The organism is Flavobacterium sp. LMO6 (assembly GCF_009495795.1).
GTDB lineage: Bacteria > Bacteroidota > Bacteroidia > Flavobacteriales > Flavobacteriaceae > Flavobacterium.
Genome location: NZ_WIBH01000007.1, coordinates 59,344 through 83,804, shown reverse-complemented (window position 1 = coordinate 83,804; position 24,461 = coordinate 59,344). Strand labels below are relative to the sequence as shown.

Below are 24,461 nucleotides of genomic sequence, written 5' to 3'. Positions count from 1 at the left end.
AAAATTTATTACGGAAAATTCTTGGTAATATTTTTCAGTTCATAATCTGTTGATAATAGTGTTTGTTTCTTTAAGCTATTTATTAGAGTAAAGTTTGGAAAAAAATACTACAAAAAGGATTGCAAATTAATAACTGTATGGTTTTTTTAAACAACTGTTTTGACAGGAAATTAGTCGTTTAAAATGTTGATTTTTAATATTTTAAAATATTTTTTTTGGTTTTAGCCATTTTTAAAAATTTCTTTAACAGCTAATTCATAATTTTTACTATTTCCTGCCTTTTTAATTTTTTTGTACGTCTTTTGAGGATTTGAAAAAGATTCTGAAAAGTATTCCCAAAAACCCAACATTTTCATACGAATTGGAGTTGGACCTTGTAAATAAGCATCGTATTCTTGATAAATAGTATCATGAAACTCTTCAAATAGTTGATATCTGTTTTTTGGGTATTCTGTAGTGTTGTTTTTAATCATACTTGGCAAAAAAGGATCGGCAATTAAACCTCTTCCTATCATAAAATGATCTATAGATGGGAAACGTTCCTGCATTTCTTTAAATTTAGTTACCGAAGTAATGTCACCATTGTAATATAATTTATGTTTAGAATGATCTAAGCACTTTTGAAAAGAATCTAAATCTACACCTCCTTTATACAGTTGTTTGCCAATGCGAGCATGAATTGCAATATTTTTTATTGGATATTGTTCTAAAATAGGGAATACATCTAATATTTCTGAAGGATTTTCATAACCCATTCGCATTTTCATTGAAACTATTATGTCTGTCTCATTATGAACTCGTTTTAAAATATGTTCAATTTGGTCTGTATTCTTAATTAATCCAGATCCCATGCCACATTTCGCCACCATTGGGTAAGGGCAACCTAAATTCCAATTTAATTCTTTGTAACCAAATTGCTGGACGTATTTAGCAACAAATAAAAATTCTTCAGCATCATTTGTTATAATTTGTGGAATTACTTCTAAAGTTGAATTGTTTTCTGGTAAAATATCACGTTCATATGAACCTTTTATAACCATTTTTCCATTCAATTTTATGTACGGAGAATAAAAAGTGTCAATACCACCAAAGTGTTTGTGAAAAGCATTTCTGAATCGGAAATCGGTAAAACCTTGTAAAGGAGAAGATAATAATGTAATACTCATAATGCAAAGATAAGTGAAAGCAGTGAATTACTCTCTTTTCTGTTTAAATAACCAATTGTACATTGCGTCTTCATGAAATATACTTTCAACGGTTCCGTGATTTCCTCCTTTTATTATTGTAAAAATAAGATTGGCTTTGTCGTTGCATTTTCTAATAGCATTTACAATTTTTTGCGATTCAGAAAGAGGTACTATATAATCTTTATCTCCATGCTGAATCCAAATAGGGATTGTTGCTAATTTACAAGCATCATTTGTATTTCCTCCACCACAAATTGCAACCGCTGCTGTAATTTTATCTGCATATTTTCCTGCAAAATGTAAAGTTCCGTAACCACCTAAACTCATGCCGCAAACATAAATTCTAGATTCATCAACATTGTAATTTTTCTTTACATATTCTAAAATTTCTAAAACTTTGTCAGGATTCCAGTTGCCTTTTGCTAATTGAGGAGCTACTACAATAGCAGGAATTTTTCTTCCTTTATCCATTGCGCGAAGAACTCCATAGCGTCTTACGCGATTTAAATCGGTTCCCGAAAGGCTTTTTCCGTGCAAAAAAATTAATACGGGTTGCTTTTCAGCGCTTTCATTTTGTGGAATATTAATCCAAAATGGATATGTGGTTTGGTTGGTAATAGTTTTTAACTGAGAATATCCAAAAGAACTTAAAAATATAAATAAGGATATAAAAACAGGTTTTAATTTCATAATCAGTTAATTAGCTTTAAAAACAAAACCCGAAATTTACAATAATGTAAAATTTCGGGTTTTTGTAGCGAAGACGGGAGTTGAACCCGTGACCTCAGGGTTATGAATCCTGCGCTCTAACCGACTGAGCTACCTCGCCAAATTTGGTCTAGCATCCTTGTTGAATGCGGGTGCAAATATAAAACTATTTATATTCTTTGCAAATATAATTTTTAAAAAAATAAATAAAATGTTTTTTTGTATATTCAATTAATTCTGTATATATTTCCAACATTAAAAAAAACAATAATGAGTGTTAAAGTAAAATATGAATTAGAATTTCCAATTCAATCTTCCCCACAACTACTATATCAATATATTTCAACGCCATCAGGGTTATCGGAATGGTTTGCCGATAACGTAAATTCAAGAGGTGAATTTTTTACTTTTATATGGAATGACTCTGAAGAAAAAGCAAAATTAGCTTCAAAAAAATCAGGAGAAAGAATAAAATTTAGATGGTTAGAAGAAGATAATACAGAAACCGATTACTTTTTTGAGATAAAAATTATGGAAGACGAAATTACAAAAGACGTTTCTATAGTTATTTCAGATTTTGCTCACGAAGATGAATTAGATGAATCTAAATTATTGTGGGAAAATCAAATTTCCGACTTAAAACATGTGTTGGGTTCTGTTTAAAAACTCAATTATATAAGTTATATTTGTCCCGATTTAAAAATCGGGATTTTTTTATGGTAAATTGTAACGGAAATATTCAGGATAATAGCGCAATTAGTATTGATTCGAACAGAGGTTTCTTGTATGGTGATAGTGTTTTTGAAACTATTAAAGTATTAGATAATAAGGTGCTGTTTCTTGAAGATCATTATTTTAGATTGATGGCATCTATGCGTATTTGTCGTATGGAAATTCCGATGAATTTTACAATGGAATACTTTGAAGAACAAATTTTGAATTTAATTTCTAATTTTTCAAATTCAAATTCTTATCGCGTTCGTTTTTCTGTGTATAGAGATTCTGATGGTTTTTATATGCCAACAGCGCGTGGTGTTCGATTTATTGTTACTGCTTCGTCTTTAAGTAATGATTTGTATGCTTTTACAAAAACAGAATACGAAGTGGAATTGTACAAAGATTTTTACGTTTCAAAACAATTGCTTTCTACTTTAAAAACAAATAATAAAATGCTTCAAATTACAGGAAGTATTTTTGCCGATGAAAATGGTTACGATAATTGTTTGGTTTTAAACGATGAAAAGAATGTAGTGGAAGCTTTACAAAGTAATTTGTTTATGAAAACAGGTAATGTTATTATTACACCTCCAGTTTCTGATGGCTGTTTAAATGGTATTATGCGTAAACAAGTTATTGAAATTTTAAAAAAAATGGAGGGAATAGAAGTAAAAGAAGTTTCTATTTCTCCTTTTGACTTACAAAAAGCAGACGAGTTATTTTTAACTAATGTAATTTCTGGTGTTCAACCCATTACTCAATATAGAAAGAAAGGCTACCAGTTCGATTTTGCAAATGATGTATTAAAACGATTGAATGCTAAAATCAGACTTAGTTAAGCATAGGATTTTCTGGCGAATTTGAAAAAAGTACATATTCTCCTCCTTGTTCAATAATTTTTTCTTTCCAAAACAAATCACTTGCCTTAGATAATAATTTATCTTTAAGCGTGTTTTCAGAAACTATCCATGCGTTTTCTTGCATTTCATTTTCTAGTTGATTAATGCTCCATCCGCTATAACCTAAGAAAAAACGAATATGGTTTCTAGTTATTTTACCTTCGTTTATAAGTTGTTTGGTAGTTTCAAAATCACCACCCCAAAAAATACCATTAGATATTTCTACACTGTTGGGAATAACATCTGGAATATTGTGAATAAAATATAAATTATCTTGCTCAACAGGTCCGCCATTGTATATTTTAAAGGAAGCTTCTATTTCTGGAAGTAAATCGTTAATTGTGTAATTCAAAGGTTTATTTAAGATAAAACCTATTGAACCTTCATTGTTATGCTCTGCTAATAATACTACAGAGCGATTAAAAGAAACATCGCCTAAAATAGAAGGTTCTGCTATAAGCAAATGGCCTTTTTTTGGTAAAGTTGATATCATATTTCTGCAGTTTATTAATTAAAGTTATCAAAAAAAATCAGAAATTCAAAATAATCTCATATAAATGTAAAAAAAAAGTCCCGATTTGTATCGGGACTCTCTTATTTTTATGTAACAAAAATATTATTTGTTTACTGCACCTTCTAATTCAGCACCAGCTTTAAATTTTACTACATTTTTAGCAGCAATTTTGATAGTTTTACCAGTTTGTGGATTTCTACCATCTCTTGCAGCTCTTTTAGATACTGACCAAGATCCGAAACCTACTAAAGATACTCTTCCACCTTTGTTTAGAGTTCCTTCAACATTGCTTAAAAATGATTCTAAAGCTAATTTAGCAGCTGCTTTTGTAATACCAGCAGAAGCTGCCATTGCATCGATTAATTCTGATTTGTTCATGATTAAAGTTATTTATAATTGGTTAAACTTAATTATTTATCACAAATTTAGCGGTATTGTTGAACTACGCAAGCATTCGTGCTGTTTTTCGATTAAAATGTTAATAAAATAGATTAAATGTTAATAACATTGTTTGTTTTTTAAAATTTCACCACCATTTATAGTGTTTTCGGGGCTTAAAGTGCTATTGCATTTTCAGAAAATGAAATTCCGTTTAATAATTCATGTGCTAGCATTCTTTTCTTTCCTGGAAATTGTAAGCTTTCTATTTTTAATACACCATCTTTAGTATTTATAAAGATTTCTTTTTTTGTTGTTGTTATTTTTCCAATTGTATCTGAGTGATCCGACTTTTCAAAACTAGCTATGTATATTTTTACATTCCATTCGTTTTCTCCGTCTTTAATGTAAGTCCAGGCAGCAGGATAAGGCGATAAACCTCTAATTAAATTAAAAATAGTTCGTCCAGATTGCGACCAATCTATTTTGCAATTTTCCTTATTTAATTTATAAGCGGTTTTAACCTCAAGATTATTTTCTTGTAAAGTAGTGCTTGCCTTTTCGGATTCAATTAGTTGTAAAGTTTCTAAAACGGTTTCACTTCCTAAATGCATTAAACGATCGTGTAATTCTCCTGCAGTTTCGTTTGTACCAATTGCAGTTTCTTTACTTAAAATCATAGCGCCCGTATCTATTTTATCATCTATAAAGAATGAAGTAACTCCGGTTTTAGTTTCGCCATTAATAATAGCCCAGTTAATAGGAGCAGCTCCGCGATATTCTGGTAACAAAGATGCGTGGAGGTTAAATGTTCCTAATTTTGGCATTTTCCAAACTACTTCGGGTAACATTCTAAAAGCAACAACAACTTGTAGATTGGCATTCAAACTTTTTAATTCGGCTAAAAAATCTTCCGATTTTAAATTGGTAGGTTGTAATAAACGCAAGTTTTTTTCTAAAGCATATTCTTTAACAGCACTTGTACTAACTTTTTGTCCACGACCTGCTGGTTTGTCTGGAGCTGTTATAACGCCTACAATGTCATAGTTATTTTGATAAATGGTATTCAGAATCCCAACAGCAAAATCAGGTGTTCCCATGAATACAATTCTAAGTTTTTCCATTATAATAAGTAATATTGATTGTTTGAATTTAGTGCAATTTTATTGTTCTCTAATAATAACTGTAGGGCAAAGATAGTAGCTTCTGAAGAAATGTTAAGTTTACTTTCTATTTCTCTAGAAGAAAGCGCTTCTTTTTTTAATAATTCAATTACCAATTGTGTGGTAGCTATTGGATTGTCTTTATTTTTAGAAAAGCAATAGGAACAAATGCCGCAATCTTCTTTGGTAACTTCATCAAAATAAGCCAGAAGCATTTTGTTTTTGCAAGTATCCTCATTTGAAATATAATTTACAACACTCTGAAATTGTTCTTGCTTTAAATTGTTTTGATGCTCTAAAAATTTAGCGACACGATTTATTGTTAAATCGTCTTCTCTTGCCTCATTAAACGTAATGTAACTATCATTGTTTTTGGCATGTAAAATTATGCAATTACTTTTGGCTAGTTTATCTATTACCTGTTCAACTTGACTTTCTGTGCATTGCGATTTTTTTGCAACTAAATGCGGATTAATTGTGGTTTCTACCTCAAAAATTCCAGAATAAGTTCTTAAAATAGTAGTGATAACGGTTTCGTCATGCGGATGCAAACTAATGTAACGAATTACTTCTTTACTTGGAATAATAAATTGCAAATTAATTTTTTCCGAAGATTCATTCTGGAAAGTTAAAATGCCTTGTCGGTCTAAAAATTGTAAACTATTAAAAGTTTTAATTATTGGGAATTGATATTGCGCACAAAACTGGTTTAAATTAAAGGCAAAACTTTCATTATAACCTTCACCATAAGCAATTTGGAAGTAATTATTTAGTTTTACATAAACATCTCTTACAAATTTTTTATCGGGTAAAACATCAATAAATTGTGCTTTAGTGTAATTAATATCTGTAGCATTGGTTAAAATAATTCCAAAAGCTTTTTCGCCATTTCTTCCTGCTCTTCCAGCTTCTTGATAATAGTTTTCAATATTTTCTGGTAATTGAATGTGAATAACCGTTTTTACATCGGGTTTGTCTATTCCCATGCCAAAAGCATTGGTGGCAACCATAACTTGTGATTTGTTTTCTAGCCACGATTGCATGTTTTTTTCTTTCTCTTTAGCAGGCAATCCACCATGATAAAACGTACAAGTAAATCCTAATTGATTTAACTGTTGCGATGTTTCAATGCACGATTTTCTATTTCGAACATAGATTATCGAAGATTGCGGATTTTTAGTTAAAATCTGACGAATTTTAAAGAGTTTATCTTCGGTTTTTATAACGTGATAGGCTAAATTTTCTCGTGTAAAAGACTTTGTAAATACTTTTGGGTTAACAAAGGCTAAATGGTTACAAATATCTTCCTGAACTCTTTTATTTGCTGTAGCGGTTAAGGCTAAAAATGGAGTAGAAGGGAAGTGTGTTTTTAAAGCCGAAATTTTTAAATAGGCGGGTCTAAAATCATGTCCCCATTGGCTTACACAATGTGCTTCGTCTATTGCAATTAAATTGATAGGCAATTGTTTTAGGCGTTCCACAATCCAGTCGTGCTGTAAACGTTCGGGTGAAAGGTATAAGAATTTGTAATTTCCAAATTGGCAATTATCTAATATGTCTATTACTTCGTCCTGAGAAACGCCACCAGTTAATGCAATAGCTTTGATGTTTTTACTTTGTAAATTCTGAACTTGATCTTTCATTAGAGCAATCAAAGGAGAAATAACCAAACAAATTCCATTTAACATCATAGCCGGAATTTGAAAACATACCGATTTTCCTCCACCTGTTGGTAAAAGGGCAAAAGTGTCATTTCCATTTAATACCGACTGGATTATTTCTTCTTGAGGTTCTCTAAAACGCTCGTGTTTCCAATATTTTTGAAGAATTTGTAAGGCTTCAGACATGTTGTTTGGCTTTTAGAAACACTAAAATACAAAAATAATTATTTAACAAGATGTTTCATGATAAAATCAACTCTATTTGCAACCGTATCTTTAGGAACTTCTGTAATAGAATAGCCATAACTTTTATAGGTTTCCATTAAATGTTCGTGAATTAAAACTGCTTGTTCGTAATTTTCATAACGTTCTGCATCACTTACATAAATTTCTTTCCATGGAGGTAAAACAAATATGGCCGTGTATTTGAATTCCTGACAAGCTTTATCAAAAAACGAAGGGTAAGAGTCACCAATGTAATGCATATATGCCAAAACATCTGGAATACCACGATCTAAAAAAACAATATTAGAGGATTCATTTAAAGCTTCTTTGTACTGTCTTTTTCTGCCTTCTAAAAGCAATTCACTAAACAAAAGTGGTTTCTCAAGAAACAATTGTTCAATTCCTTGTTCCTGAGCTTCACGAATAACTTCGCGCGAAACTTCTGGATAACAAGTATGTCCATTTTCTTTTAAAGCATCAATTAAAGTGGTTTTCCCAGAGCTTGGTCCACCAATTAAAACCACAATTTCTTTATTCATATCTGAAATTCTAAGGCGCAAAAGTAAGTTTTTTTAAAAATCTAATCAACTTTAAACCCAGAATCCGCATTAGACTTCGTAGCGAAACTGAATTATTCAATAAAATCAAGAGCTCACGGACTATTTTTAAAGATGTAATACTAAAGTATATTGAATTTAAAAATGGGAGTAAGTTCTTGGTTTTGAAGAAGAATTTAGTTGGAGTAGATTTCTATTTCGGAATCTGGGTTAAATTTATAAGTTACTACAATATAATTCTGAGTAGAAAAAAGTATATTTGCTTTTCCAATAAGAAATGATGATGGATAAGAAAACAGAAGATTTTTACGTTAGATTAAAAGAAGAGTTAACAAATTCAACCCTTTGGCCTTCAGAGTATTTGTATAAATTTATTATGCCTTCTAATGCGCATAGTATTGCAAAAGTAGAAGCTGTATTTAACGATATGGGTGCGGTTATTACTACACAACAGTCTAAAACAGGTAAATTTACTAGTGTTTCTATCAGTGTAACGATGGTAAGTCCTCAAAGTGTGATAGATAAATACATTGCCGTTTCAGATATTGAAGGCATCATTTCATTATAAATTAAACATGCAAGAAGAAGTAAGTTATTTAGAATATAATTCAGAACGTTCACATTTGATTATTCCAGAATATGGAAGACATTTGCAGAAATTAATCGATCAAGCAACCGCAATTGAAAATCGTGAGGAACGAAACAAAGCGGCACGATACATTATTTCTGTAATGGGTTCTTTAAATCCGCATTTAAGAGATGTATTGGATTTTCAACATAAATTATGGGATCAGTTGTTTATCATGTCTGATTTTAATTTAGATGTCGATTCGCCTTATCCAATTCCATCAAAAGATATTTTATTTCAAAAACCAGATCGTTTAAAATATCCTCAGAATTTTCCAAAATATCGTTTTTATGGAAATAACATCAAATATATGATTGATGTTGCGAACAGTTGGGAAGAAAGCGATTTAAAAAACGCTTTGGTCTTAGTGATTGCTAATCATATGAAAAAGAGTTATTTAAGTTGGAATAAAGATACGGTTACAGACGAAATTATTTTTCAACACTTGTTTGAATTATCTGATGGAAAAATCGATTTAAAGAGCACAAAAGAAGAACTTTCGAACACACACGATTTAATGAAAGTGAACAAGAAAGTTTCTAATAAAACACAATTTGGTCCTAGTAAAGTTGGAATTATCAAGAAAAACAACAATACAAAAGGACATTTGAATAAAAACAATCAAAATAAAAATACATTTAAAAAATAGGCAGTTACATGGGAACATTTAAAATAGAAGGAGGAAAAGCTTTAAAAGGAGAAATAACACCACAAGGTGCAAAAAATGAAGCTTTACAAGTATTGTGTCCTGTTTTATTAACTTCTGAAAAAGTAAGAGTAACCAATATTCCTGATATTATTGATGTTAACAAATTGATTACACTTTTAGGTAATTTAGGAGTTAAAATTCAAAAAAACGGACCTGGCGATTACACGTTTCAAGCAGATGAAGTAAATGTAAATTATCTTAAAACGGAAGCTTTTAAAAAAGAAGGCGGAAGTTTAAGAGGTTCTATTATGATTGTTGGACCTTTATTAGCGCGTTTTGGTTGTGGTTATATTCCAAAACCTGGAGGAGATAAAATTGGGCGTCGTCGTTTAGATACGCACTTTGAAGGTTTTATTAACCTTGGAGCAAAATTCAGATACGAAAGAGAAGACCATTTCTACGGAGTGGAAATCGAAGGAAGATTAAAAGGTTCTTACATGTTGTTAGACGAAGCTTCAGTAACAGGAACAGCAAACATTGTAATGGCAGCTGTTTTAGCAGAAGGAACAACAACGATTTATAACGCTGCTTGTGAGCCTTACTTACAACAATTGTGTAAAATGTTGAATTCTATGGGTGCGAAAATTACTGGCGTAGGTTCAAATTTATTAACGATTGAAGGAGTTGAAAGTTTAGGCGGATGCGAGCATAGAATTTTACCAGATATGGTAGAAATTGGTTCTTGGATTGGTCTTGCGGCAATGACACGAAGCGAAATAACGATTAAAAATGTGAGTTGGGATAACTTAGGACAAATTCCAAACGTGTTTAGAAAATTAGGAATTACGTTAGAAAGAAGAGGCGAAGATATTTACATTCCAGCTCATAAAGAAGGTTATGAAATTAAAACCGATATTGATGGTTCTATTTTAACAGTTGCCGATGCTCCTTGGCCAGGTTTTACACCTGATTTATTGAGTATTGTTCTTGTCGTTTGTACACAAGCAAAAGGTGATGTTTTAATTCATCAAAAAATGTTTGAAAGCCGTTTGTTCTTCGTGGATAAATTAATCGATATGGGAGCCAAAATTATGTTATGTGATCCGCACAGAGCTGTGGTTATGGGGCATAATTTCCAATCGCAATTAAAAGCAACAACCATGAGTTCTCCAGATATTAGAGCCGGAATTTCCTTATTAATTGCTGCTTTAACTGCAAAAGGAACTTCTACTATTCAAAATATTGAACAAATTGATAGAGGTTACGAGCGCATCGACGAAAGACTTCGCGCTATTGGAGCTAATATCGTAAGAGTATAATATTAGTTTTCAGTTTTCAGTTACAGTAAGCAGTTTTACTGTGACTGAAAACTGAGACTGAAAGCTGTAGTATGGAGACTTACATCATCATTTTTCTTTGCATTGCTTCCTTCATAGCTGGTTTTATTGATGCTATTGTGGGTGGCGGTGGTTTAATTCAAACTCCAGCAGCTTTAATATTGTTGCCAAATGTATCTGTTGCTTCTATTATTGGAACACTCAAAATTCCGGGCTTTAGCGGAACAAGTATGGCAACCTATCATTATTTAAAATCTGCAAAAGTAAATTGGAAGTTATTTATTGTAATGGCAATTGTTTCTTTTATTTTTGCTTATTTAGGCTCGAGTTTACTTAACGTTATGCAAAACGATTTCATGAAACCCTTGCTTTTTGTGATTTTGATTTTGTTATTACTTTACACCTATTTCAAAAAAGATTTTGGCCAATTTCAAATTGATAAATTAACCACCAAGCAAACTTATATTTACGGAAGTGTTATTTGTGTTTTTTTAGGTTTCTATGATGGATTTATTGGTCCAGGAACAGGAAGTTTATTAATTATGGCGTTTATAGCCATATTAGGTTTCGATTTTTTAAAAGCAAATATCTACGCAAAATTAGTCAACTTGGCTACTAATTTTGGTTCTATTACTTTATTTGTTTTAAAAGGAAAAATTATTTGGACGATTGCTATTCCTATGGCAATTTGTAATGTTACAGGCTCGTGGTTAGGTGCCAAGTTAGCCATTTCTAAAGGAAATGGATTTATTCGAATCTTCTTTTTAATTGTGGTAGGATTAGCGTTGTTGCGTTTTGGATATGATGTGTTTTTGAAGTAAAAAATCAATTGATAATCTATTTATTTAACTAGCACGATTTTTGTATCTTTGTATTTAAATTCTATAATCATGGCAGAAATAACATTAAAATTCGATGCAAGAAACCCAATTGCAAAAAAAACGATAGACTATGTTCTTTCACTTGGAGTTTTTAAAAAAGTTTCAGGCTTAGATCAAGCAATTGAAGATGAGAAGAAAGGTAAAGTGAAAAAATATAAAAATAGCGAAGATTTGTTCAAAAAAGTATTGGGTTAATGTATACTATAACTACAACTAATAAATTTGACAAAAGTTTAAAGCTTTGTAAAAAGAGAAATTATGATTTGTCTTTATTAAAAGTTGTTATCGATTTACTTCAAAAAGACGGTAAGCTTCCTCAAAAATATAAATCGCATAAATTATCTGGAAACTATAAGGATTGTTGGGAATGCCATATAAAACCAGATTGGCTTTTAGTTTGGAAACAAAACGATACGGAACTCATTTTACTTCTTCTTGACACAGGTACGCATAGCGACTTGTTTTAGTTTTTCCGAATTTATAAAATTGCATTCGTTTTGGATATGATGTGTTTTTGAAGTAAAAAAAGCACTCCTGTTATTGAAGTGCTTCCTTTATTTTTTTTAAAACTTCAACCCAAACATTACACCATCACCCTGATAACCATTTTGATAGCTTCTAACATAATCAACACGTAAGAATCTGAATTTACCAAAACCAATGTTATCAAACCCAACAGTAAATTCTTGATACGGTTTCATGTTCGGAATGTTCAACTGATGAAATCCTCCAATTAAATTCCATTGTAATTTATTTAACAACGGAATTTTGTTCATAATAAAACCTTTAAAATTATGTTCAATATGGGTTTCTAAATAAGCATCATTTGTAGAATGACTATAATAAGGTAGTAAATTAAATGAGTTTAATGAATTATTCATCAAATTTACATGCGTTTGATTTCCGTTGAAATGTTTATAATCTACAAACGAAATATTCTCGGCATTAAAGAATTTTCCGGCTTTAAAGCGTAAGCCAAAATCGCCTTTATTACCTATTGTTTTGTTATAATCAACCGTTCCGCTAATTAAATCATAATGATAATTACTGTTCGACGCACCAAATGCTTTTTCGTAATAAAAACTCAACACCGGATAATCATCGTTTTGGATATTTAATTTTCCGTTAGGACGCGAAATGTATTTTTGTCCAAATCGAATACGCGTTCCTAAACTTGCTTTCATTATATGATGGTTTTCAAAAGGAACCGAAGTATAATTATCAGGTTGCAACGGATCATTAGAAAAATACAAATCATCGTTTTTAATAAAGGTATAATCTGTAGTATTAAATAAAGCCCTACGATTTTCATAAAGTAATTTTCCAGAAGCATAAATGCCGTTTACAACTTCTCTTCCGTAGTTAATTTCTGCAAATTCTTTATTATATAATTTCATGAAATTGTTTTTAAAGAATAAGGTTGCAATTGTATTTAACATAGGACTTATAGGTTCATTTGGATTAAACTGACTAATAGCACTTCCGCCACTAATATTAATGTATGCGTTGTTAATATTGTTAAATTGGTGAATATATCTTCCGCTAACACGTAATCTGTCTTCAGAAAATCCGTAATTAAAGGTAGTGGAAATAGAGGTATATTTCCCAGTTTCGTCATTCCATTTTCTAAAAGAAAACCCACTATCTAAATTATAGCCTTGAACGGTATTAAAACTTAGAGAACTTATGTCTGTAAGTCCTTGATAGTTGAAATTCCATTTTTTATGTGTGTTTTTATAATTATAACCCGTAATTATTTTAAGAAAATTAAATTTATTTCCTTTCGCATCTATAGAATCTAAATATACTTGAGATTTTCTAATTGTTTGAATGCTGTCTTTTTTTAAGTAATTAGTAGATTCTTCTTCGGTTAACGGAACAGGTCTAAATTCATTCCAAAAAGTAGCTTCTTTCTTATTTGCGTTTTCGGCAAAAGTCACAATTTCTTTCCCAAAGGTTTTTTTCTCAAACGCATCTTTAAAATTGTAATTCGTAAATACATGTGTAAACTTACCCGTAAATTTCATTCCGAAAATTCCGGCCTGAAAATCTAACGTTTGAATATTTTTTGCCCAAATTTTATTTTCGCTATTGTAACTAAAATTTTGAGTTAGTTTCATAGTTTCTAAAATAGGCTGTTGCATGCGATAGCCTTTAATATCCAAATCAATACCATAAATAGCCCACGAATCTTCAACTATATAAATGTAGCCTTCAAAAACAGGTTCTTTATCGCGTTTTGTAATAACCTGTATTTTATTAATTAATTGGTTTTTATCGTCGTAAAATGTACTTTCTAATTTGTATTTATAATAATTAAAAGCGTTATCTGCAATTGGAGAAATCATATTAATTCCAAAATCAACATAATTCTCATAAAAATCATAATTTGTATTTAAAGCTGTATTGTAACTAAAGCCATTATCGTCACCAGCAATTTTAGATGCGATGATTTCTTCTTTTAAATTATCTGGTTTTTGAAACTTTATTTTAGATACGGTTTCCGATTGGTAAATAATACCACTTCGGGTAGAATCTAAGTTGCCTTCTAAATCACCAATTTCAACTCCCATAAATTTCTTAGGAATGTCTTTTGCTTTAAAAACACCTCTCGAATAAAAATCGGCTTCAAACTTATCTGTTTTTGCAGCGTTTTTCTTTTTTTCTTTAATGGAATTTCTAATTATTTCATTGGCAGGATTTTCATTATTGACCACAACTACTTCTTTTAGCTGAAAATCTTCTTCAATTAAAACGACATCAAATTGATATGGGAATTGCGAAATATTTAGAATTTGTTTTTGTGTTTTATAACCTAAATATTGAAAAATTAAAGGAACATTACTTTTTTCAGTTGTGCTTAATTCATATTTACCTAATTCGTTAGAAGTTGTACCTATATAAGTGTTCTCTATATAAATATTTACAAACGGTAATGGGTTGCCGTCTTTGTCTTTAACTGTTCCTTTTATTTGTGCAAAGGAAATGGTGGTAAAAACCAGTAGGAGTAAAGTAATTTGTTGTTTCATTTGGTTTAATTTTTTTTACACAGAGCTCCACCGAGCTTTTTTAAATTTTCTTTGTCTTTTATAGAGCTACACCGAGGCGTTTCACTTGTTTTTTACACAGAGCTACACAGAGCTTTTTTTGATTTTTATTGTCTTAAAAGAGTTACACAGAGTCCGAAGTTTCGGACCGAAACTTCGGACGTTACACTTTAGACGTTTTGTGATAATTATTGTTACATGGAAAATCTTTTAATTCCTTGAGATAATAATTTGGTATTAAAATTAATTAGCAGACCTGTTTTGTAATTCCCTAATCTCATATACGTTAATATTTGTGCTTTATGAACATCCGTAAAAGTTTCAACTGTTTTTAATTCAAGAACCAATTGATCTTCTATTAATAAATCAATTTTATACCCATGATCTAATTTGATTTCTTTGTAAGCAATTGGAAGTTTTTTCTCTCGTTCAACTTTCAAATTAGCTTTTTTTAATTCATAGTATAAACATTCTTGATAAGCAGATTCTAATAATCCCGGACCCAAATGACGATGAACTTCAATAGCTAAACCAATTACTTGTTCAGTTAACTTATCAACTTCCATAATATAATTTCAATTTTATAAATGTTCTTTAATTAACGAAGTTTAACACTCTCTCAAACTCAGTTTCCACTAATTGTATTTTAAAACTCTGTGCTTCTCCTTTTACTCGGAGCATCTCTGTGTAACAAACAAGTGCAACGCTCTCATCATCTCATTCATCAACGCCAAGCATATAAATAAGCTCGGTGCATCTCATTTCTCTCGGAGCATCTCTGTGTAACAAAAAAGTGCAACGCTCTCCATCACTCACATTCAACACAAAGTTTATAAAACTCTCGGTGCATCTCCTTTTACTCAGTGCGCCTCTGTGTAACAAAAAAGTGCAACATCTCTCAATCACTCTTTCAACACAAAGCAAATAAAACCTCTGAGAATCTCTTTTTAACTCAGTGCATCTCTGTGTAACAAAAATGTGCAACGCTACTCAAAAGCTCTCAAAGCCAATTCATAACTCTGCAACCCAAAGCCAATAATTATTCCCTTTGCATTTGGTGAAATGTATGATTGATGACGAAACGATTCTCTTGAAAACGTATTGGAAATATGAACTTCTATAACAGGTGTAGTAATTGCTTTTATAGCATCTCCTATACCTATAGAAGTATGTGTATAAGCACCAGCATTTAAAATAATACCATCATATGAAAATCCGGTGTCTTGAATTTTAGAAATGATTTCACCTTCTATATTACTTTGATAATATTCTAGTGTTAAAGAAGAAAATTGCACTTGTAATTTATTAAAGTACGATTCAAAAGTTTCATTTCCATATACTTCTGGCTCTCTTTTACCTAATAAATTAAGATTTGGACCGTTTATAATAATAATCTTCATGCGGATTGTTTTTGTAAAAATAAAAAAACCATTCCTTTTGAGAATGGTTTTAATAAAATATTGTGAGTTTTAGTCTTAAAACATATAACCTACTGAAAATTGAATTAAAGAATTCTTAACATCAGCATCTTTTTTAGGTTCTGTTAAACCTGCAGCATAACGTCCAGAAACAAAAAAGGCATCTGTAATTTTAAAACTCAATCCACCGGCAATAGCAAAGTCAAAACTGTTACTGTCTCCAGCATCAACATTATTGCGCTCACTTACAAGAAAAGAAGCTTGCGGACCTAACTCTAAACTTAACTTATTAGGTGTTAAATAAAATTTTGCTAAAACAGGTATAGATATATAACCTAACTCGTTTTTAATTTGGTCTCCCAAGCCATCTAGCTCAGAGCCCTGAGTAGAATATAAAAGTTCGGGTTGTAAAGCAAAGTTTTCAAACAATTTTACTTCCATTACAGCTCCAGCATGAAAGCTTGTTATGGTTTTAAAATCGACACCCGAAACATCTCCACCAGTGTAGTTAGCAAAGTTAAGACCTCCTTTTACTCCAAATTGTAGTAATTGTGCTTGCGATAAACCAGTTCCTAGAACTAGTAATATCATTGTTACGATTGTTTTTTTCATGATGTGTAAATTTATTAAATTATAGTTTTATAAACAATTTAAAATTTTATATAATTACTTCATTGCACTCAATTGTAAACGTAATTTTATATCAATTTATTAACAAGTGTAAGGCTATTTAGCGTTTTTAGGCATTTTTTTGTGTTTTACTCGATGAAATACATTTTTTAACGATTTTGGGAAGTATTTGATTTTCAGTTATTTGATGTTTTTTATTAAAATATTTTATCTTTTTGTTTTATTAAAAAAACTTTAATTTTTTGTTTTTTTGTTTTTTTAACTCCTTGATTATTAACATTTTCTATTTTTGTTGTTAATAAAATTGTTAATAACATAACAAAATATGTTATTTTGTATAGAAAAATGATATAAATTTGCCCTATTAACTTTAAATTTAAACTAAACATGAAAAAAGTTTTATTATCTGCAGTAGCATTATTGGCTTTCGGTTTTGCTAACGCACAAGAAGAAAAATCTACAAATGGTGGATTTGCTAAAGGAGATGTTTTTGTAACTGGTGCTTTTACATTTGGAAGTACTAATGACAAAGATTCTGATGTAAAAACAAACGGATTCGAAATTGCACCACAAGTTGGTTATTTCTTAACTGAAAACATCGCTATTGGTGGTAAATTAGGTTTTGCTTCAATGAAAGAAAAGTCTTCAGGTGTTGATACTTATGATATGTCAGGTTTGACATTAGGAGCTTTTGGTCGTTACTATTTTACTCCTGCTAACCAATTTTCTTTATTCGCTAATTTAGGTTTAGATTATTCTTCAATGAAAAATAATTTAGCTGGTGGTGGAAAACTTAATGGTTTTGATGCTGGTTTAGGTGCTGGTTTAAACTATTTCGTATCTTCAAACTTTTCAATCGAAGCTGGTGTAGCTGTTTTAGGTTTTTCATCTGAAAAATCTGATGCTTCTGGAGCTAAAGGAACTTCTTCTTTTGGATTTGGTGGAGACTGGAGAGCTGTAACTTTCGGAGTTAACTACAAATTCTAATTTGTAACTTTCTTATAAAATTAAATCCCGCTTCGGCGGGATTTTTTTGTTTTTATACTATTTCATAATTGAAGTTTTTTCGTTTTTATAATGGGTTAAAACTATTTTTTTTAAAATATTGCATAAATTTGTGCTATAAATCAAAAAAAAATAAGTAAAATATGAAAAAAGTCGTATTCATCTTTGTTGCCATTTTAGGGTTTACATTGGCTAATGCTCAAGACGGACAATTTAAAGGAGGTCTTACTGTTGGTTTACCAATGGGAGATGTTAAAGATTCTTATTCTTTAAACGTAGGATTAGATATTGCTTACACATGGGCAATTACTGATAAATTTAATGCAGGTGTAGGGTTAGGTTTTACAAATTTTTCAGGTAAAAAAGAAGAATTTGATTTAGGTGTTGGACCCGGAACAGTAGAAGTTAAAAATTTAGATGCTGCTTTTGTTCCTGTATATGGAACGGCACAATATTCTTTTACTGAAAATATTTTTGCAGGAGCAGATTTAGGTTATGCCTTAGGAACAGCTCCAGAAGGAAATGATGGAGGTTTTTTATTTCAACCAAAAGTAGGGTACCAAACAACAAAATTTGAAGTGTATACAGGGTATAAAGGAATTTCTGTAGATGGTAGTACTTTTTCTTCTTTAAATTTAGGCTTTAATTACAAATTCTAATTTGTACTTTTTAAATATATCATTATCCCGAGTATTCCTCGGGATTTTTTTTAACTATTAATTAAAAACATTTAAAGAAGCAAATGTTTTTACGTACTAAATTTCTTTCTTTTTTAAATACCTTTGCGTATTATTTATCATTATCAATTTAATATGAAAAAAGTTTTATTGTCAACCGTAGCTATGATGGCCTTCGGTTTTATGAGTGCTCAAGAGGAAGTAAAATCAACTTCAGAAGTAAAATTTGGAGCAAAAGGAGGAATTAATTTAGCAAATATTGTTGGCGATGATGCTGGCGATGCTAACATGTTCGTTGGTTTTAATGCAGGTTTTTTTGTTGAAATTCCAGTTACAGAAAAATTAACAATTCAGCCAGAGATTTTATACTCAGCTCAAGGTTCAAAGTCAGAGGGACCTTTGGTGATTGATGGTAGTTTATATGATGTAAAGGCTACAATGAAATTTAATTACATTAATATTCCTGTAATGTTTAAATATAATGTTGTAGAAAAATTCTCATTAGAAGCAGGTCCTTATATTGGTTTTTTAACAACAGCTAAGATAAAAGTTGATGTTAATGGTTTTGGTTCTGCAACTGAAGATATGAAAGATTTAGTAAAGTCGACAGATTTTGGAATTGCTTTGGGTATGAACTATGAGTTTTCAGATGTTATTTTTGCTAATGCAAGATATCAAGGTGGTTTGTCGCAAATAGGAGATACTGGTGAAGGAGATAATATTAAAAATTCAGTATTCCAATTAGGATTAGGGTTTAGATTCTAATAGTTTTAAATATCTATTATTTATCCCGCTTCGGCGGGATTTTTTTATTCCTATAATTTGTCTATTTTTGGTACATGAGTACTTGGCAATCGTATATTAAAGAATATCAAAATTATCTGCGTTTAGAACGTGGTCTGTCTAAAAATACCATTGAAAATTACACGTTTGATATTGAAAAACTGGTTGTGTTTTTAAATACTCATGATATTCAGGTTTCACCTATTCATATTTCAGAAGAAACCATTCAACAATTCATTTATGAAATAGCGTCAAAAGTAAATGCCAGAAGTCAGTCGCGACTCATTTCAGGATTAAAAAGTTTTTTTAATTATTTGGTTTTTGAGGATTATAGAATAGACACGCCACTTGAATTAATTGAAGTACCTAAAACCGGTAGAAAATTACCCGATACTTTAGCTACAGAGGAAATAGACGCTTTAATTGCTGCAATCGATTTATCTACACCAGAAGGAGAGCGTAACAGAGCAATGTTAGAAACCTTGTACAGTTGTGGTTTACGTGTTTCTGAACTGGTTGGGTTAAAGATATCTGATTTATTTTTTGAAGAAGGCTTTATTAAAATAACAGGCAAAGGAAATAAACAGCGTTTTGTTCCTGTAGGTGGTTCTACAATAAAATACATTACGTCGTATATGAATTTAATTAGAGTGCATTATACGGTTCAGAAAGGACATGAAGACACACTTTTTCTAAATAGGAGAGGTAAACAATTAACTCGCGCTATGGTTTTTACGATTATTAAGGATTTAGCCGTAAAAATTAATTTAAATAAAACCATTAGTCCGCACACGTTCAGGCATTCTTTTGCAACTCACTTATTAGAAAATGGAGCCGATTTACGTTCCATACAATTAATGCTCGGACATGAGTCTATAACGACTACAGAAGTGTATATGCATTTGGATAGAAAATTCCTTTCAGAGGTATTGAATAACTATCATCCACGTAAATAGTTAGCAGTCTCAGTTTTCAGTCACAGTACTATAACGTACAAAAAAAAGATGTTTCAATTTTGAAACATCTTTTTTTTATCTGTCAACTGCGACTGCGACTGAAAACTAAAACTTACTTAGCAATATTCACAGCTCTTGTTTCTCTAATTACTGTAATTTTCACTTGACCAGGATATGTCATTTCAGTTTGAATTTTTTGAGAAATATCAAACGATAAGTTTACGGCTGCATCATCAGATACTTTTTCGCTTTCTACAATTACACGTAATTCTCTACCTGCCTGAATTGCATAAGCATTTTTAACTCCGTTAAATCCAAAAGCGATATCTTCTAAATCTTTTAAACGTTGGATGTAAGAATCTAATACTTGTCTTCTTGCACCAGGGCGCGCTCCAGAAATAGCATCACAAACTTGGATAATTGGCGAAATCAATGATTTCATTTCAATTTCGTCGTGGTGAGCTCCAATTGCATTACAAACTTCTTCTTTTTCACCGTATTTTTCAGCCCATTGCATTCCTAAGATTGCGTGTGGTAATTCGCTTTCAGTATCAGGTACTTTTCCAATATCGTGTAACAAACCAGCTCTTTTAGCTAATTTAACGTTTAATCCTAATTCTGCTGCCATAATACCACACAACTTAGCTACCTCTCTCGAGTGTTGTAATAAGTTTTGTCCGTAAGATGAACGGTATTTCATTCTACCCACAACTTTAATTAATTCAGGGTGTAATCCGTGGATTCCTAAATCAATTACAGTACGTTTACCTGTTTCAATAATTTCTTCGTCAATTTGTTTAGCTGTCTTAGCCACAACTTCTTCAATACGAGCAGGGTGAATACGACCGTCGGTTACTAACTTGTGTAGCGCTAAACGAGCAATTTCTCTTCTAACAGGATCAAAACAAGATAAGATAATTGCTTCTGGTGTATCATCAACAATAATTTCAACTCCAGTTGCCGCTTCTAAAGCTCTAATGTTACGACCTTCACGGCCAATAATTCTACCTTTAACATCATCAGACTCAATGTTGAATACAGAAACACAATTTTCAACTGCTTCTTCTGTTCCTACACGTTGAATAGTACTAATAATGATTTTCTTAGCTTCTTGATGAGCTGTCATTTTCGCTTCTTCTACAGTGTCTTGAATGAAAGACATAGCATTTGTTTTAGCTTCAGCTTTTAAACTTTCTACTAATTGGTTTTTAGCATCTTCAGCAGATAAACCAGAAATCACTTCTAATTGTTCTACTTGGCTTTTATGTAATTTGTCAACTTCTTGCTGTTTTTTCTCTAAAAGTTCAATTTTAGCAGCGTATTCCGCAATTTTGCTTTCTGCTTCATCGTTAACTTTTTTAGCTTTTGCTAACTCATTAGAAATTTGAGATTCTTTATCTCTAGTTCTTTTTTCGGCTTCAGTTGTTTTTTTATCTCTAGCTAAAATAACTTGTTCGTGTTCCGCTTTAAGTTCTAAAAACTTCTCTTTTGCTTGCAGAATTTTTTCTTTTTTAGTGGCTTCGGCTTCTGTTTTAGCGTCTTTTAAAATAGAACCTGCTTCTTTTTTTGCGTTTTTAATAAGGTTGGAAACATTGCTTTTTTCTAAAAATTTAGCAATTCCAAAACCTCCGGCAATCCCGACAACAATTCCAATTATTATGCTTAGTATATCCATTATATGTGTTAAAAAATTATATAAAAAAAGCCTACATTAGGTGTTTGTATAAACTCTGTTATACAAGATTTAAGCTAACCTGCAGTTCAAACTTCCCACTAAAGGGCCTGTTATAGTTGCAAAGATTCACTCGTTTAATTTGTTAGTGTTGAGTTTATCAAATATATACTAATGTAGGCAGTATCTTTGTTATTGTAAGAACGTATTTATTTAGAAAGTAACTCGCTCAATTTTTTATCCAAATTTTGTAATCTGGTTAAAGCTGTTTCATTGTCTTGCGAGCCCGATATTTGTTTTTGTTCTACTTGTGCTGCAAATTGCAAAGCACACATAGCCAAAACATCTTGTTTATCTCTAACGGCATAACTTTGTTCAAACTGTTTAATCATGGCTTCTATTTTTTTAGTAGCACTTCGTAGACCTTCTTCTTGTGATGGATCCACGGTTAATGGATACACACGATCTGCAATTGATAATTTAATTTTCAGTTTTTCACTCATATGCTTTCTAATCAGAAAGTTGGGCTATACAATAATCGATTTCTCGAATTAATGAATTTATTTTGAGTTTTGTTTCTCTTTTGTTTTCTTCACTGCCTAATAATGAGTTTACCATTTTAAGAGTATCCAATTGGTTCTTTAAAGCTTCTACTTCGCCTGATTGCTCTTGTTGATTTTTTTTAGAAAGCAACAATTCTTCTTGCAACTCTACGTTTTTCTTTTGAAGCTGAGCCACTTTTTGATTGAGCTTAAAAAATTTAACTTCTAGAGAATCAATTAATTCAGATAATCCATTCATTAATGATACAATTCATTCATTATTTCACAAAGTTAGCATTAGTATTCAAAAATAGCAATACTTTTTACTAAATTTTATGAATTAATTTTTATAATTTGTAACTTATTGGAAATTAATTCATTATTAAAGGTATGGTTTTTGTTTACTTTATCTATCATAATTTTTATTAATTTAGCGCAAAACATAAAACAATGAGATTACTAACTATAAATTGTAGTTTGTATCCTCCAATTTTTACATGCAATATCCTCCAACTTTTGAAATAGACAAACACTCCATATGAAATTTTTATTAGCCTTTTTACTTGTTCCACTTTTTGTTTTTAGTCAGGATTTTCCTCAAGATTATTTTCAATCTCCTTTAGATATCCCGCTCGATTTGTCGGGTTCTTTTGGAGAATTACGAAGCAATCATTTTCATTCTGGTTTAGATTTTAAGACAAAAGGAGTAGAAGGTTTACCTGTTTATGCCGCCGGAGATGGTTATGTTTCCCGAATTAAAATTTCTACATTTGGTTATGGAAAAGCTATTTATATAACGCATCCAAATGGCTACACTTCGGTTTACGGACATTTACAAGCGGCTAACGGAGCAATTCAAAACTACATTAAGAAAAAGCAATATGAAGAAAATTCGTATGAAGTAGAAATGTATTTGTATCCTACAGAATTGCCTGTTAAAAAAGGTGATATTATAGCTTTTACTGGAAATACTGGTGGAAGTGGTGCTCCTCATTTACATTTTGAGTTTCGAAATACAAAATCGGAAGAAATTTTAAATCCGTTGCATTTTGGTTTTAAGAAATTATTAAAAGATGAAAGAAAACCAGTTATTCAAGGTGTTGTGGTTTATCCTTTAGATTCTACTGTTGTAAATAAGTCGCAAAAACCCATTGAAGTCAATTTTTCTAAGCAATCAGACGGAAGTTATTTAGGAACAAAAGTTCATGCAAATGGTAAAATCGGTTTTGGAATTAATGCGTATGATTTTTGCACAAATGGCTACAATAAAAACGGACTATACAAAGTAAAAGCGTATTTAAACGGTGTTTTGTATTACCAATATGATTTTGATGGTTTTGCGTTCGATGAATCTAGATACATTAATAATTTTATCGATTATGAACGTTTTCATTTAATGGGGCAACGTGTACAAAAACTTTTTCAACTAACAGATTATCCACTTTCAATTGTTGCAGATAATAAAAAAGATGGCACAATAAAAGTACAACCCGGCGCAAATTATAACTATAGAGTTGAGTTGTATGATTTTCATGGAAATAAAGTAGAATTAATACTTCCAATAACTTTTTATAGTACTGAGATAGCAATTAAAAAGGAGATTAAAAAAACACCTTATTTTGTTAAAGCTAAAAATGAAGCTATATTTGAGAAAGAAAATGTTTCGGTACAAATTCCAGAAAATGCTTTTTATTCTAATTTTTACTTGAATTTTGATGTTGCTAATGATGTTTTAACATTGCACGACGATAGTGTACCTGTTCATAAAAACATTACCATTACTTTTAATGATGTAAAAGGTTTAACCGAAGAACAATTAGCAAAAACATATATTGCTACATTAGATGGTTATAAATTAGATTACAATAGAACGTATAGAAAAGGGAACACGTTTTCGATAAAAACAAGAACTTTAGGAAAGTTTAAGTTGGCACAAGATATAACACCACCCCGAATTTATAATGTAAATTTTGTAGAAGGTAAAACGATAAAAGAACAAAAAACAATTAGTGTTTCTGTCAGTGATTTACAATCGGGAATTAATACCTATAATGGATATTTGAATGGAAAATGGATTTTGTTAGAATATGATTATAAAACAAAAAAACTAGTGCACAATTTAGACGATGGTATTTACGTTCAAGGTAGAAACGATTTCAAGTTAGTTGTTACTGATAATTTACAAAATTCTACTACCTTTGAATCTTACTTTTTTAGATAATTAAAA

27 protein-coding genes and 1 tRNA gene are annotated in these 24,461 nt (G+C 30.8%); 13 read left to right on the top strand and 15 right to left on the bottom strand.

What is annotated here, in order from left to right; genetic code table 11:
- Positions 1-221 precede the first annotated feature (221 nt).
- The 3 genes from GFJ99_RS08760 to GFJ99_RS08750 form a co-directional block, all read right to left on the bottom strand.
- Entirely contained in the window at positions 222-1,166 is a 945-nt protein-coding gene (locus tag GFJ99_RS08760) for a tRNA-dihydrouridine synthase (RefSeq protein WP_153208385.1), read from the bottom strand.
- A gap of 27 nt (positions 1,167-1,193) precedes the next feature.
- Complete coding sequence (locus GFJ99_RS08755) at positions 1,194-1,877, bottom strand: prolyl oligopeptidase family serine peptidase (protein WP_153208384.1); 684 nt, start codon at positions 1,875-1,877, stop codon at positions 1,194-1,196.
- Between the two features lie 65 nt (positions 1,878-1,942).
- A tRNA-Met gene (locus GFJ99_RS08750) sits at positions 1,943-2,016 on the bottom strand.
- A 149-nt stretch (positions 2,017-2,165) separates the two neighbouring features.
- Between GFJ99_RS08750 and GFJ99_RS08745 the strand changes: the two genes are divergently transcribed.
- Positions 2,166-2,558 carry an START-like domain-containing protein gene (locus GFJ99_RS08745; protein WP_008256748.1) on the top strand — a complete coding sequence of 131 codons (393 nt, stop codon included), beginning with the start codon at positions 2,166-2,168 and terminating at the stop codon, positions 2,556-2,558.
- A 53-nt stretch (positions 2,559-2,611) separates the two neighbouring features.
- Positions 2,612-3,451: an aminotransferase class IV gene (locus tag GFJ99_RS08740; protein WP_153208383.1), complete on the top strand. Its 840-nt coding sequence runs from the start codon at positions 2,612-2,614 to the stop codon at positions 3,449-3,451.
- Here GFJ99_RS08740 and GFJ99_RS08735 read toward each other — a convergent pair.
- The 5 genes from GFJ99_RS08735 to GFJ99_RS08715 form a co-directional block, all read right to left on the bottom strand.
- Positions 3,444-4,004, bottom strand: coding sequence for a YqgE/AlgH family protein (locus GFJ99_RS08735; protein WP_153208382.1), 561 nt, complete (start codon positions 4,002-4,004; stop codon positions 3,444-3,446). The genes GFJ99_RS08740 and GFJ99_RS08735 overlap by 8 nt on opposite strands.
- Before the next feature lie 123 nt (positions 4,005-4,127).
- Positions 4,128-4,403, bottom strand: a complete 276-nt coding sequence (locus GFJ99_RS08730) for an HU family DNA-binding protein (RefSeq protein ID WP_008256752.1) — start codon at positions 4,401-4,403, stop codon at positions 4,128-4,130.
- Positions 4,404-4,579: 176 nt separating this feature from the next.
- Complete coding sequence (fmt, locus tag GFJ99_RS08725) at positions 4,580-5,527, bottom strand: methionyl-tRNA formyltransferase (RefSeq protein WP_153208381.1); 948 nt, start codon at positions 5,525-5,527, stop codon at positions 4,580-4,582.
- Entirely contained in the window at positions 5,527-7,413 is a 1,887-nt protein-coding gene (locus GFJ99_RS08720) for an ATP-dependent DNA helicase RecQ (protein ID WP_153208380.1), read from the bottom strand. The genes fmt and GFJ99_RS08720 overlap by 1 nt, the downstream gene beginning before the upstream one ends.
- A gap of 38 nt (positions 7,414-7,451) precedes the next feature.
- On the bottom strand, positions 7,452-7,991 hold the full coding sequence (locus GFJ99_RS08715) for an AAA family ATPase (RefSeq protein WP_153208379.1): 540 nt from the start codon (positions 7,989-7,991) through the stop codon (positions 7,452-7,454).
- Between the two features lie 301 nt (positions 7,992-8,292).
- On the opposite strand from GFJ99_RS08715, the gene GFJ99_RS08710 reads away from it, so the two are divergent.
- From GFJ99_RS08710 to GFJ99_RS08685, 6 genes are all read left to right on the top strand, one after another.
- A complete protein-coding gene (locus tag GFJ99_RS08710; protein ID WP_153208461.1) occupies positions 8,293-8,577 on the top strand; it encodes a DUF493 family protein in 285 nt (94 codons plus the stop codon).
- A gap of 7 nt (positions 8,578-8,584) precedes the next feature.
- Positions 8,585-9,286 (top strand): DUF4290 domain-containing protein, encoded by a 702-nt coding sequence (locus GFJ99_RS08705; RefSeq protein ID WP_008256768.1) that lies wholly within the window; start codon positions 8,585-8,587, stop codon positions 9,284-9,286.
- An 8-nt stretch (positions 9,287-9,294) separates the two neighbouring features.
- The gene (murA, locus tag GFJ99_RS08700; protein WP_153208378.1) at positions 9,295-10,605 is read left to right on the top strand and encodes a UDP-N-acetylglucosamine 1-carboxyvinyltransferase; all 1,311 of its coding nucleotides are present in this window, start codon (positions 9,295-9,297) and stop codon (positions 10,603-10,605) included.
- A 71-nt stretch (positions 10,606-10,676) separates the two neighbouring features.
- A complete protein-coding gene (locus GFJ99_RS08695; RefSeq protein ID WP_153208377.1) occupies positions 10,677-11,444 on the top strand; it encodes a TSUP family transporter in 768 nt (255 codons plus the stop codon).
- A 69-nt stretch (positions 11,445-11,513) separates the two neighbouring features.
- Positions 11,514-11,699: a hypothetical protein gene (locus GFJ99_RS08690; protein ID WP_008256772.1), complete on the top strand. Its 186-nt coding sequence runs from the start codon at positions 11,514-11,516 to the stop codon at positions 11,697-11,699.
- Positions 11,699-11,971: a type II toxin-antitoxin system YafQ family toxin gene (locus GFJ99_RS08685; protein ID WP_008256773.1), complete on the top strand. Its 273-nt coding sequence runs from the start codon at positions 11,699-11,701 to the stop codon at positions 11,969-11,971. The genes GFJ99_RS08690 and GFJ99_RS08685 overlap by 1 nt, the downstream gene beginning before the upstream one ends.
- A 96-nt stretch (positions 11,972-12,067) precedes the next feature.
- Here the strand turns inward: GFJ99_RS08685 and GFJ99_RS08680 are convergent, their stop codons facing one another.
- The 4 genes from GFJ99_RS08680 to GFJ99_RS08665 all read right to left on the bottom strand — a co-directional run bounded on the left by GFJ99_RS08680 (position 12,068) and on the right by GFJ99_RS08665 (position 16,581).
- Positions 12,068-14,533 carry a DUF5686 and carboxypeptidase regulatory-like domain-containing protein gene (locus GFJ99_RS08680; RefSeq protein ID WP_153208376.1) on the bottom strand — a complete coding sequence of 822 codons (2,466 nt, stop codon included), beginning with the start codon at positions 14,531-14,533 and terminating at the stop codon, positions 12,068-12,070.
- Positions 14,534-14,745: 212 nt separating this feature from the next.
- Complete coding sequence (locus tag GFJ99_RS08675) at positions 14,746-15,117, bottom strand: GxxExxY protein (RefSeq protein WP_153208375.1); 372 nt, start codon at positions 15,115-15,117, stop codon at positions 14,746-14,748.
- Positions 15,118-15,537: 420 nt separating this feature from the next.
- A complete protein-coding gene (gene aroQ / locus GFJ99_RS08670; protein WP_153208374.1) occupies positions 15,538-15,951 on the bottom strand; it encodes a type II 3-dehydroquinate dehydratase in 414 nt (137 codons plus the stop codon).
- Between the two features lie 75 nt (positions 15,952-16,026).
- Positions 16,027-16,581 (bottom strand): porin family protein, encoded by a 555-nt coding sequence (locus GFJ99_RS08665; RefSeq protein WP_008256781.1) that lies wholly within the window; start codon positions 16,579-16,581, stop codon positions 16,027-16,029.
- Positions 16,582-16,986: 405 nt separating this feature from the next.
- Between GFJ99_RS08665 and GFJ99_RS08660 the strand changes: the two genes are divergently transcribed.
- The 4 genes from GFJ99_RS08660 to xerD all read left to right on the top strand — a co-directional run bounded on the left by GFJ99_RS08660 (position 16,987) and on the right by xerD (position 20,020).
- The gene (locus GFJ99_RS08660; RefSeq protein ID WP_008256783.1) at positions 16,987-17,586 is read left to right on the top strand and encodes an outer membrane beta-barrel protein; all 600 of its coding nucleotides are present in this window, start codon (positions 16,987-16,989) and stop codon (positions 17,584-17,586) included.
- A 161-nt stretch (positions 17,587-17,747) separates the two neighbouring features.
- Positions 17,748-18,263: a hypothetical protein gene (locus GFJ99_RS08655; RefSeq protein WP_008256784.1), complete on the top strand. Its 516-nt coding sequence runs from the start codon at positions 17,748-17,750 to the stop codon at positions 18,261-18,263.
- Positions 18,264-18,416: 153 nt separating this feature from the next.
- A complete protein-coding gene (locus GFJ99_RS08650) occupies positions 18,417-19,046 on the top strand; it encodes a porin family protein (RefSeq protein ID WP_153208373.1) in 630 nt (209 codons plus the stop codon).
- Positions 19,047-19,120: 74 nt separating this feature from the next.
- Complete coding sequence (gene xerD, locus GFJ99_RS08645; protein WP_153208372.1) at positions 19,121-20,020, top strand: site-specific tyrosine recombinase XerD; 900 nt, start codon at positions 19,121-19,123, stop codon at positions 20,018-20,020.
- A 112-nt stretch (positions 20,021-20,132) separates the two neighbouring features.
- On the opposite strand, the gene rny is transcribed toward xerD, so the two are convergent.
- The 3 genes from rny to GFJ99_RS08630 form a co-directional block, all read right to left on the bottom strand.
- Positions 20,133-21,695, bottom strand: coding sequence for a ribonuclease Y (gene rny, locus GFJ99_RS08640; RefSeq protein WP_153208371.1), 1,563 nt, complete (start codon positions 21,693-21,695; stop codon positions 20,133-20,135).
- Positions 21,696-21,901: 206 nt separating this feature from the next.
- A complete protein-coding gene (locus tag GFJ99_RS08635) occupies positions 21,902-22,195 on the bottom strand; it encodes a cell division protein ZapA (RefSeq protein WP_153208370.1) in 294 nt (97 codons plus the stop codon).
- A gap of 7 nt (positions 22,196-22,202) precedes the next feature.
- Positions 22,203-22,493: a hypothetical protein gene (locus GFJ99_RS08630; RefSeq protein ID WP_153208369.1), complete on the bottom strand. Its 291-nt coding sequence runs from the start codon at positions 22,491-22,493 to the stop codon at positions 22,203-22,205.
- A gap of 279 nt (positions 22,494-22,772) precedes the next feature.
- Here GFJ99_RS08630 and GFJ99_RS08625 point away from each other — a divergent pair, with 279 nt between their 5' ends.
- Positions 22,773-24,455 (top strand): M23 family metallopeptidase, encoded by a 1,683-nt coding sequence (locus GFJ99_RS08625; protein ID WP_153208368.1) that lies wholly within the window; start codon positions 22,773-22,775, stop codon positions 24,453-24,455.
- Positions 24,456-24,461: the final 6 nt, after the last annotated feature.

Coding starts and splice junctions, on each gene's coding strand:
- GFJ99_RS08760 (WP_153208385.1), bottom strand. CDS start 1,166: ATGAGTATTACATTATTATCTTCTCCTTTACAAGGTTTTACCGATTTC.
- GFJ99_RS08755 (WP_153208384.1), bottom strand. CDS start 1,877: ATGAAATTAAAACCTGTTTTTATATCCTTATTTATATTTTTAAGTTCT.
- GFJ99_RS08745 (WP_008256748.1), top strand. CDS start 2,166: ATGAGTGTTAAAGTAAAATATGAATTAGAATTTCCAATTCAATCTTCC.
- GFJ99_RS08740 (WP_153208383.1), top strand. CDS start 2,612: ATGGTAAATTGTAACGGAAATATTCAGGATAATAGCGCAATTAGTATT.
- GFJ99_RS08735 (WP_153208382.1), bottom strand. CDS start 4,004: ATGATATCAACTTTACCAAAAAAAGGCCATTTGCTTATAGCAGAACCT.
- GFJ99_RS08730 (WP_008256752.1), bottom strand. CDS start 4,403: ATGAACAAATCAGAATTAATCGATGCAATGGCAGCTTCTGCTGGTATT.
- fmt (WP_153208381.1), bottom strand. CDS start 5,527: ATGGAAAAACTTAGAATTGTATTCATGGGAACACCTGATTTTGCTGTT.
- GFJ99_RS08720 (WP_153208380.1), bottom strand. CDS start 7,413: ATGTCTGAAGCCTTACAAATTCTTCAAAAATATTGGAAACACGAGCGT.
- GFJ99_RS08715 (WP_153208379.1), bottom strand. CDS start 7,991: ATGAATAAAGAAATTGTGGTTTTAATTGGTGGACCAAGCTCTGGGAAA.
- GFJ99_RS08710 (WP_153208461.1), top strand. CDS start 8,293: ATGGATAAGAAAACAGAAGATTTTTACGTTAGATTAAAAGAAGAGTTA.
- GFJ99_RS08705 (WP_008256768.1), top strand. CDS start 8,585: ATGCAAGAAGAAGTAAGTTATTTAGAATATAATTCAGAACGTTCACAT.
- murA (WP_153208378.1), top strand. CDS start 9,295: ATGGGAACATTTAAAATAGAAGGAGGAAAAGCTTTAAAAGGAGAAATA.
- GFJ99_RS08695 (WP_153208377.1), top strand. CDS start 10,677: ATGGAGACTTACATCATCATTTTTCTTTGCATTGCTTCCTTCATAGCT.
- GFJ99_RS08690 (WP_008256772.1), top strand. CDS start 11,514: ATGGCAGAAATAACATTAAAATTCGATGCAAGAAACCCAATTGCAAAA.
- GFJ99_RS08685 (WP_008256773.1), top strand. CDS start 11,699: ATGTATACTATAACTACAACTAATAAATTTGACAAAAGTTTAAAGCTT.
- GFJ99_RS08680 (WP_153208376.1), bottom strand. CDS start 14,533: ATGAAACAACAAATTACTTTACTCCTACTGGTTTTTACCACCATTTCC.
- GFJ99_RS08675 (WP_153208375.1), bottom strand. CDS start 15,117: ATGGAAGTTGATAAGTTAACTGAACAAGTAATTGGTTTAGCTATTGAA.
- aroQ (WP_153208374.1), bottom strand. CDS start 15,951: ATGAAGATTATTATTATAAACGGTCCAAATCTTAATTTATTAGGTAAA.
- GFJ99_RS08665 (WP_008256781.1), bottom strand. CDS start 16,581: ATGAAAAAAACAATCGTAACAATGATATTACTAGTTCTAGGAACTGGT.
- GFJ99_RS08660 (WP_008256783.1), top strand. CDS start 16,987: ATGAAAAAAGTTTTATTATCTGCAGTAGCATTATTGGCTTTCGGTTTT.
- GFJ99_RS08655 (WP_008256784.1), top strand. CDS start 17,748: ATGAAAAAAGTCGTATTCATCTTTGTTGCCATTTTAGGGTTTACATTG.
- GFJ99_RS08650 (WP_153208373.1), top strand. CDS start 18,417: ATGAAAAAAGTTTTATTGTCAACCGTAGCTATGATGGCCTTCGGTTTT.
- xerD (WP_153208372.1), top strand. CDS start 19,121: ATGAGTACTTGGCAATCGTATATTAAAGAATATCAAAATTATCTGCGT.
- rny (WP_153208371.1), bottom strand. CDS start 21,695: ATGGATATACTAAGCATAATAATTGGAATTGTTGTCGGGATTGCCGGA.
- GFJ99_RS08635 (WP_153208370.1), bottom strand. CDS start 22,195: ATGAGTGAAAAACTGAAAATTAAATTATCAATTGCAGATCGTGTGTAT.
- GFJ99_RS08630 (WP_153208369.1), bottom strand. CDS start 22,493: ATGAATGGATTATCTGAATTAATTGATTCTCTAGAAGTTAAATTTTTT.
- GFJ99_RS08625 (WP_153208368.1), top strand. CDS start 22,773: ATGAAATTTTTATTAGCCTTTTTACTTGTTCCACTTTTTGTTTTTAGT.